The sequence below is a fragment of the Vibrio profundi genome, from assembly GCF_043642225.1.
In the GTDB taxonomy this organism is placed as follows: domain Bacteria; phylum Pseudomonadota; class Gammaproteobacteria; order Enterobacterales; family Vibrionaceae; genus Vibrio; species Vibrio profundi_A.
In genome coordinates this window covers 178,212-187,300 of the sequence record NZ_JBHZSF010000006.1, presented here as the reverse complement: position 1 = coordinate 187,300, position 9,089 = coordinate 178,212, and the positions used below count along the sequence as shown (strand labels likewise).

Annotated in this window: 9 protein-coding genes; 5 read left to right on the top strand and 4 right to left on the bottom strand. The window is 43.6% G+C overall.

Going from position 1 to position 9,089, the window contains the following annotated elements:
* The 5 genes from ACHUFI_RS11950 to ACHUFI_RS11930 form a co-directional block, all read left to right on the top strand.
* On the top strand, positions 1-314 hold a 314-nt coding region (locus tag ACHUFI_RS11950; protein WP_394249359.1), incomplete at its 5' end, for a ZrgA family zinc uptake protein.
* A gap of 75 nt (positions 315-389) precedes the next feature.
* A complete protein-coding gene (locus ACHUFI_RS11945) occupies positions 390-1,103 on the top strand; it encodes an ABC transporter ATP-binding protein (RefSeq protein ID WP_394249357.1) in 714 nt (237 codons plus the stop codon).
* Complete coding sequence (locus tag ACHUFI_RS11940) at positions 1,100-2,359, top strand: ABC transporter permease (protein ID WP_394249355.1); 1,260 nt, start codon at positions 1,100-1,102, stop codon at positions 2,357-2,359. Before ACHUFI_RS11945 ends, ACHUFI_RS11940 begins: the two co-directional genes overlap by 4 nt.
* A 12-nt stretch (positions 2,360-2,371) precedes the next feature.
* Positions 2,372-2,866: a DUF3299 domain-containing protein gene (locus ACHUFI_RS11935; protein ID WP_394249353.1), complete on the top strand. Its 495-nt coding sequence runs from the start codon at positions 2,372-2,374 to the stop codon at positions 2,864-2,866.
* Positions 2,867-3,169: 303 nt separating this feature from the next.
* Positions 3,170-4,084 carry a TIGR03899 family protein gene (locus ACHUFI_RS11930; protein ID WP_394249351.1) on the top strand — a complete coding sequence of 305 codons (915 nt, stop codon included), beginning with the start codon at positions 3,170-3,172 and terminating at the stop codon, positions 4,082-4,084.
* Here ACHUFI_RS11930 and cysC read toward each other — a convergent pair.
* The 4 genes from cysC to cysD all read right to left on the bottom strand — a co-directional run bounded on the left by cysC (position 4,081) and on the right by cysD (position 8,917).
* A complete protein-coding gene (gene cysC, locus ACHUFI_RS11925) occupies positions 4,081-4,704 on the bottom strand; it encodes an adenylyl-sulfate kinase (protein ID WP_394249349.1) in 624 nt (207 codons plus the stop codon). The two genes, ACHUFI_RS11930 and cysC, sit on opposite strands and share 4 nt — an antisense overlap.
* 33 nt (positions 4,705-4,737) lie before the next feature.
* Positions 4,738-6,462: an SLC13 family permease gene (locus tag ACHUFI_RS11920; protein ID WP_394249347.1), complete on the bottom strand. Its 1,725-nt coding sequence runs from the start codon at positions 6,460-6,462 to the stop codon at positions 4,738-4,740.
* Positions 6,463-6,526: 64 nt separating this feature from the next.
* Positions 6,527-7,954 carry a sulfate adenylyltransferase subunit CysN gene (gene cysN / locus ACHUFI_RS11915; protein ID WP_394249345.1) on the bottom strand — a complete coding sequence of 476 codons (1,428 nt, stop codon included), beginning with the start codon at positions 7,952-7,954 and terminating at the stop codon, positions 6,527-6,529.
* 18 nt (positions 7,955-7,972) lie between these two features.
* Positions 7,973-8,917: a sulfate adenylyltransferase subunit CysD gene (cysD, locus tag ACHUFI_RS11910; protein ID WP_394249343.1), complete on the bottom strand. Its 945-nt coding sequence runs from the start codon at positions 8,915-8,917 to the stop codon at positions 7,973-7,975.
* Positions 8,918-9,089: the final 172 nt, after the last annotated feature.

The following is a 9,089-nucleotide window of genomic DNA, read 5'->3' as shown; positions in this document are numbered from 1 at the left end:
AGCATGAGCATCACGACCATGATAAACACGATCATGACAAGCATGAGCATCACGACCATGATAAACACGATCATGACAAGCATGAGCATCACGACCATGATAAACACGATCATGACGAGCATGCCCACTCAGGACATGGCGAGTTCACGGTTGAGTACCATTACAACTGTGGTTCAATAGCAGACTTCAACTCTATCGATACTCAGTGGTTCAGTAAGTTTGCAAAAACAGAATCTATCACTGTTAACTTACTGACTGATACGGTACAGACTCAGCAGAAGTTAACTGCAGATAAGTCAGGTTTCCGATTCTAAAGTGAAACTCTAAGGTGAAGTAAGTGTCTACTTACTTCACCTATTGAACCTAACCTCTAGCTTGCAGGAGTAACCATGTCCCGTGAACATGATAATCAAGCTTTAGTCGTCGATTTAAACGACATCAGTTTCAGCTGGAAACCTGAATTAGAACCGACCTTGGAAATTTCTTCGCTACAAGTGAAATCTCAGGAGCACCTATTCATAAAAGGTCCAAGCGGTTGCGGAAAATCAACGCTATTAAGCCTTCTTACGGGGATCAACCAGGCCCAGAAAGGTTACGTATCCATATTAGGACAAGATCTTACTCAGCTATCTCCTAGCCAAAGAGATACGTTTCGAGCAGAAAACATCGGGTATATTTTCCAGCAATTCAATTTACTGCCGTATTTATCTGTCGTAGACAACGTCATATTACCCTGCCAATTTTCCAAGAAACGCAAACAAAAAGTCGACCAAGACTTAGCAAAAACTGCCAGAGAACTTTTAAGACGTCTTCATTTACCGGAAGCCTTAATGGACAAACCGGTGACAGAGTTAAGTATTGGCCAACAGCAAAGAGTCGCAGCAGCTCGAGCATTGATTGGTAGACCTAAACTCATCATTGCCGATGAACCGACTTCAGCCTTAGATCACGACAATCGAGAGCTGTTTATCGAGCTTTTGATGGAGCAAGCCGATCAAGCAGAATCGACTCTCATCTTTGTCAGTCATGATCCAACGCTAGAAAAATTGTTTACTCAAAGCGTAGACCTGAAACTCGTCAATAACGCTAAAGGCTTCCAATGAAAGTAATCACTCACTTAGCATTAAAAAGTGTACTTAACAGAAAAGCGACCGCCATTCTTACTATTTTGACGGTAGCCGTCTCAGTGGTACTTCTGTTAGGAGTAGAAAGAGTTCGAACCCAAGCCAAAAGCAGCTTTGCCAATACGATTTCAGGCACAGACCTGATTGTCGGTGGACGCTCTGGGCAAGTTAATTTGCTTCTCTACTCCGTATTTCGAATTGGAAACGCCACCAATAATATTGACTGGAAAAGCTATCAAGAATTCAGCCAACACCGCTCTGTAAAGTGGGCGGTACCGATTTCTCTTGGGGATTCTCACAGAGGCTTTCGAGTCATGGGAACAAACCAAAGCTATTTTGAGCATTACCAATACGGAAGTAAGCAACCACTTACCTTACAGCAAGGACGTGAGTTTGATGGAGTATTCGAAACCGTATTAGGCTCGGAAGTCGCCAAAAAGTTAAACTATAAGTTGGGTGATGAAATCATTCTGGCTCATGGTATTAGTGATGTTGCATTCAGCCGACACGATAACCTACCATTCAAGATTGTCGGTATCATTGCACCAACAGGCACACCTGTAGATAAAACGGTACATGTTTCTTTAGAAGCAATTGAAGCCATTCATGTCGGATGGGAATCAGGTGCGAACCTTGGGCATACGCCTGATATAGAGCAACTCAAACAGCATCAATTTGAACCAAAGCAAATTACCGCGATGCTCTTGGGACTCAATTCAAAAATTCAGACGTTTGCGCTTCAAAGAGAAATTAATACCTATCGTCAGGAGCCATTAAGCGCCATTATGCCGGGTATCGCACTCCATGAGCTTTGGGGCATGATGTCAGTGGCAGAACAAGCCCTACTCATAGTGTCAGGCTTTGTGGTAGTCGCAGGGTTACTGGGGATGCTGAGTAGCTTGTTAACGAGTTTGCAGGAAAGGCGTCGAGAAATGGCCATCTTGCGAGCAATGGGCGCAAGACCTCGCCATGTGTTCAGTTTGTTGATTAGCGAAGCCAGCGCATTAACTTTCTTGGGTATCACATTAGGTGTCGTCAGCTTATTCTCAATGATTAGCGTAGCGGCCCCTATCATCCAACAAGCTTATGGCATTAACATATCGGTTTCTGCATTAACGGCTTACGAATGGAAGCTACTCGCACTTGTACAAATATCAGGGATTTTAATCGGCTTCATACCGGCATTTAGGGCGTATCGCCAATCACTTGCCGACGGCATGACCATTAGAATCTAACTCGGAGTTAAAATGAAAAAAGTATTTCTATTATTGATTGGTTTACTAATGATGCCAGTCTACGCAAACGCTAATGACAGTGATGCAATGCTGACTTTAGATTGGATCGATTTGATCCCAGAAAGTGAACGAGCGCAATTGGATCCCTTTGGAATGCCAACCGTCGATCATTCGACTCAAGCTAAACAATCTAAACTCGGAGCCATTCGTACCGAACTAAATGGTAGCACCGTAAAAATCCCCGGCTTTGTGATCCCTCTTGAAGGGGATGCGGACAAAGTCACTGAATTTTTATTGGTGCCTTACTTCGGCGCTTGTATTCATGTTCCACCACCACCTCCGAATCAAATCATTTACGTGAAGTTTCCTGAGGGAGCGCCGGTTCAAGAGTTATGGGATGTTATATACGTAGTCGGAACACTAAAGACAGAAAGCATGAGCCATGAATTGGCAGAGACAGGGTATTTAATTGAAGGTACGGAAATAGAAGCCTACGATGACATGTAAATGCCATTAACAGTTTGATAACTAGCTAGCTTGTCTGGATTAAATAATATATTTAGATAGATAAGCTAGCACTGCTATATAAGCAGCCAGTAAAAACGCGACTGATAATTGCTTTTTCAGCTTATTCTCATTTAGTTGCCTCATAAGCCCTCCAATAAAAACACAACAAATTTAACATTTTTTTATCATCAGCTAAAGCCAAATTTATTTGAACTACCTCGACAACGGGTTTATGTAGCAACCAAACGCATAAAGAGTTACATTTTAATCAGTTAAGGTCTTATCTTCCCAAATGGTAAATTTATGTCAGATAGCAAGCAGCCCGTTGTTATTGATCATGACGGTGGCTCCCAGCAGTCAGCCCATCATGAAAAGAAAGCCTACATAAAAGACAGTGCTAGCCGAGTGCTTAACATCGCACAATCCTTCGGCCTCGATGCACTACTCAAAGAGCCTCAAAAAGGCAATGAACAGCCAGAAAAAAGCCTACTTGAAAGAGCATTACTAAGAGAAAAAAGGCACAAGGAACAGTGCCAGAAGAACTTAGAGCAAATCATGAAGCTCGCGCATGTTTCGTGTAAGGATGAAACGGCCGGTGACCCAGACCAAGATTGGCTATATCGCTTTTTTGAAATGGCACAGAATATCCATAACACGTCAATGCAACGACTCTGGGCACAAGTACTAAAAAGAGAAGTCACCAACCCCGGCTCAACTTCGATGAAAGCACTTCAAGTCTTGCAAGATATGACGCCAAAAGAAGCGCAAAACCTGCAAAGAGCGGCATCACTCGCGTGCAGCTTTGGCAGTGATAACAGTCGTAAACTGTTACTGGGATTTAAAGCCCATGGAGGGATTTTTAGTTTTGGGAAAAGAGATACCACAAGCACAATAAATTTAGGGAGCTTTAAGCTGCCCTACTCCAGTCTATTGCACTTAATTGAACTTGGGTTGTTACTAGGAACAGAATTGGAGTCGGGTGAAATTGATTTCGACCCTGCGCTCAACCTTTCCTACCAAGGAAAAAATATGAGCCTACAGCCGATATCAAAAGGTGTGAAGCTCATTTACTATCGCTTTAGTCCAACAGGAAATGAGCTGTGCCAACTATTAGGTAATAAACCTAATATGCAGTATTACGATCAAATGATCGCACTACTGAGCCAGAAGTTTACGGTACAAACTGAAGTGAAAAGTAATATTCACCACGCCGTTTAGCGCGGCGCCAAAATATTACGTTGGGTTAACGCTTCAACACATTGCTCAACCAATTCATCCAATGATTTGTCACCAGCTGGCAGGTCAATTTCAGGGTGGGTTGGTGCTTCATACACAGAGCTGATTCCCGTGAAGTTTGGAATTTCTCCCGCTCGAGCTTTTTTATACAGCCCTTTAGGATCACGTTGTTCGCAGATTTCTAAAGGCGTATTGACGAAAACTTCCAAAAACTCCCCTTCTGGTAATAAATCACGAACCAGCTGGCGCTCAGCTTGATGAGGGGAAATAAAGGCAGAAAGTACAATCAAACCCGCATCAGCCATCAACTTCGCTAATTCACCGATACGACGAATGTTCTCACGTCGGTCTTGTTCTGAAAAACCAAGATCATTACACAAACCGTGACGAACATTATCCCCATCTAACAAATAAGTATGATAGCCAAGTTCAGCCAAACGCGACTCTAATGCCCCCGCCACTGTCGATTTTCCTGAGCCAGATAAGCCCGTAAACCAAAGTACCGCTGGTTTTTGTGACTTCAAGCCCGCGCGAAAAGCTTTATCAACAGAATGCTGGTGCCAAACGATGTTTTCGTCTTTTGGCAAAGTAGATGTGGTCATAAATAATCCTTGAAATGAACTTGCATCTCGACACTAAAATGGGAAGAAATATGGGATGAGGTTCAAAACCAATACTGAATACACGATTGAGATTGGGATACCTATCCGCAAGTAATCCGTTAAATGGTAGTTCCCTACACTGTAAACCAATAAGTTAGTTTGATAGCCGTAAGGAGAAATAAAGCTCGCACTGGCACCGAATAAAACCGCCATGATAAATGGCATAGGGTCAACGCCGTATCCTACTGCCATACTATAACCGATAGGAAACGAGAGCGCGGCTGCGGCATTATTCGTAACCAATTCAGTCAACACCAGAGTCATCAAGTAGGTCGCGACTAAAGCGCCAAAAACTCCCCAGCCATTGAATGCCTCAATGAACATATCGCCCATTCGCACAGATAACCCAGAAGAAATCATTAATTGGGCTATCGATAATGCCGAACCGACAATGACAACAATGTCGACAGGGAAGCGGCGACGTAATTCGGAGAGCTGAACAATACCAAAGGCCACCAATAATAAAATAAATACTGCCAACCCTTTGATAATTGGGACTAGGTCTGCCAATGCACAACCAATGACACCGGCAAACCCAAGCAAGACGTAAGTGGATTTATCCGCGTCCAATTTTGCACTTGAGTCTAAGTCGTTCATCAAGACAAATTCTTTATTATGCTCTTGGCGTTGTTGCTCAAAACGCTTGCCTGGTACTAAAACTAAAGTATCCCCGGCGGTCAACACAATATTACCTAAACCGCCTTCTAGGCGCTCATGACCTCGTCGGATCGCGACAACCACGGCATCAAACTTATCTCGAAACTGACTCGTTTTTAATGTCTTATTACAGAAACTTGCTGAAGAGCTCACTACAACTTCAACGAAGTTTTGACCATTCAAATGATGCTGTCCAAATAGCGTGAGCCCTTGGATCTCTTGCAATGTCGACACACTGTCAATATCCCCACAAAAGAGTAATCGGTCTCTTGCTTGAAGGACGAAGTCAGGATCAATTGAAGCGGTGGTTTCGCCATCACGTATCACCTCAGCCAAAAATAATTTACGTAATGCCCGTAGGTTATTCTGACTGACACTGCGACCAACTAAAGGTGAGCCAGGCTCAACTCTCGCTTCTAAGAAGTACGGTAAATCATCTTGAGAATGTTCATCGTATGATGGCAATAGATAACTCAGTGGAATAAGGATCAGAACGCCACCGACCAATACCGTTAGCCCAATCATTGTCGGGGCAAAAAAGCTCAAACTTGGCAATCCCGCATCTTCAACAAAACTATTGATGATCAAATTGGTAGAGGTGCCAATCAAAGTTAATGTACCACCTAAGATCGCGGCATAGGAAAGAGGTATTAGTAGTTTGGATGGCGCATGTTGTTGATTGCGTTTGATCGCTCCGATCAACGAGACTACGACCGCGGTGTTATTGGTAAACGAAGAAAGTAACGCTGTGGAAATACCCAACTTTGCTACGACAGTGCCGAGTCGACCTTCCGAAATATTTCGACTCACCCAACTGATTAAGCGGGTTTTCTCCAACGCACTTGAGGCCAGAATTAATAGAACTAGCGTCAAAAGTGACGAGTTAGTGAAATTATTTGCCAAGCTCGATAAATCAATCATTCCGCCAATAAACGCTAAAAAAGCAGCGCCAGCAAAAATAAAGCTTGGTTTAATACGAGTTACAAGCAGGCAGGTAATAATGCCAAGCAGTATCGCTAATACAAATCCTTGTTCCCACATAACTCGTCCTTACAAGGTGGGAGCCTGTGCCCCCACCTATTAATGTCAATTTTTCAGTAATGGATTACTTCAATAACTGACTTAAGTCTTTCGCATCCCAATGTGGGAAGTGCTTGCGAACCAAAGCATTCAACTCGATTTCAAATGCAGAGAAATCGCCTGCTTGCTGCTCGACAGAATCTAAGCGGTCACGGATCAAACCAGCACCAACGGTCACGTTAGTCAGGCGATCAATCACGATAAAGCCACCGGTGTCTGCACTGTCTAAGTATTTATCTAGCGCTACAGACTCATTTAACGACCATTCACATAAACCAATACCGTTAAGTGGTAATTGCGCAGCTTCATGGCTCGATAGGTTGTTGATGTCATACTGATGACGAATGGCTTCAACTTGACCCACAGTCTTCTTACCAGCAATCTTGATGTCGTAAGCTTTGCCCGGCTGTAGCGGTTGCTCAGTCATCCATACCACATCAGCAAGAATATGGTTCGTCGATTCAATTTCTGCGTTTTCTAGCACAATCAAATCACCACGACTGATATCAATCTCATCTTCCAATGTCAGGGTTACAGCTAACCCAGCTTGCGCCGATTCTAAATCGCCATCAAATGTGACAATACGAGCCACTTTTGACTTCTTACCTGAAGGCAAGGCTTTAATCTCATCTCCAACCTTTACCGAGCCTGATGCGATAGTGCCTGCAAAGCCTCGGAAGTCTAAATTAGGACGATTGACATATTGTACCGGGAAGCGGAATTCACCAGACGATCGAGTTTGATCGATATCGACATTTTCCAGAACCTCAAGTAACGTCGGGCCTTCAAACCAATCTAGCTCAGGGCTTGCCGAGGCAACATTAATCCCCTCAAGCGCTGAAACCGGAATGATCTGGATATTCGTTTCACCTTCTAGGTTTTCAGCAAACTCTAGATATTGATCTCGAATCTCTTCAAAACGCTCTTGTGAATAATCCACAAGATCCATTTTGTTCACTGCGACGACAAAATGCTTCAGACCTAGCAGGTTCGAAATAAACGAGTGACGACGTGTTTGATCTAACACCCCTTTGCGAGCATCAATCAAGATCACTGCAAGATCACAAGTCGAGGCACCTGTAGCCATGTTACGCGTGTACTGCTCATGTCCAGGAGTATCTGAGATGATGAACTTACGCTTTTGCGTAGAGAAATAACGGTAAGCGACGTCAATCGTAATACCCTGCTCTCGCTCCGCTTGTAGGCCATCCACAAGTAAGGCTAAATCTGGTTTTTCTCCAGTCGTACCCACACGTTGGCTATCTGAGTGAACGGCTGCTAGCTGATCTTCATAAATTTGCTTCGTGTCATGGAGCAAACGACCAATTAGAGTACTTTTTCCGTCATCAACAGAACCACAAGTCAAAAACCTAAGCATAGATTTATGTTGGTGTTGGCTTAGGTAGCCTTCAATACCTAGCTCAGCTAGTTCGGCTTCTACTGCACTATTCATTCTTCTTTCCTTAGATTCTTAGAAATAACCTTGGCGTTTTTTCAGTTCCATAGAGCCGGACTGATCATGATCGATAGCACGACCCTGACGCTCACTTGATGTGGCCACCAGCATTTCTTCAATAATGCCCGTTAACGTATTCGCTTCAGACTCAACCGCCCCAGTTAGTGGGTAGCAACCTAAAGTACGGAAACGTACACTTTTCTCTTCAATTTTCTCGCCTTCTTCAAGCTTCATACGGTCATCATCAACCATGATCAGCATGCCATCACGCTCAACAACAGGACGTTTTTCTGACAAGTAAAGTGGAACGATTTCAATGTTTTCCAAATAGATGTATTGCCAGATATCAAGCTCAGTCCAGTTAGAAAGCGGGAATACACGGATACTTTCGCCTTTATTCACTTGGCCGTTGTATGTTCTCCAAAGCTCAGGACGCTGATTTTTCGGGTCCCAAGTGTGGTTTTTATCGCGGAACGAATACACACGCTCTTTTGCACGAGATTTCTCTTCATCACGGCGAGCACCACCAAAGGCTGCATCAAAACCATATTTGTTTAACGCCTGCTTTAACCCTTGAGTTTTCATGATGTCAGTGTGCTTAGAAGATCCATGAACGAATGGGTTGCACCCCATTTCTAGCCCTTCAGGGTTTTTGTGCACCAATAGATCAAAACCATATTTTTCAGCAGTACGGTCACGAAACTCGATCATTTCACGGAATTTCCAATCGGTGTCCACATGTAAAAGTGGGAAAGGAATCTTACCTGGGTAAAAGGCTTTACGAGCTAGGTGAAGCATGACAGATGAGTCTTTACCGATTGAATACATCATTACCGGATTATCAAACTCAGCGGCTACTTCACGGATAATATGAATACTTTCCGCCTCTAGCTGTTTTAAGTGGGTTAAACGTTGTTGGTCCATTTCTGCGCTTCCTTTAAGGCTCGGGCTAACGAGCATTTCTTCACTCGATAATGAAACTACCGAATTGGGTATCTCTCTCACTTGGCTTTTTGGTGAGCTGGCGTATTACGAATAAATGACAACCATCACTATCAAAGTCAGCGAGGTGCACCTGAACGAATACGTCCTTGATGTTGGCATTATGACGAGCTTGTTATATTACCGGAAA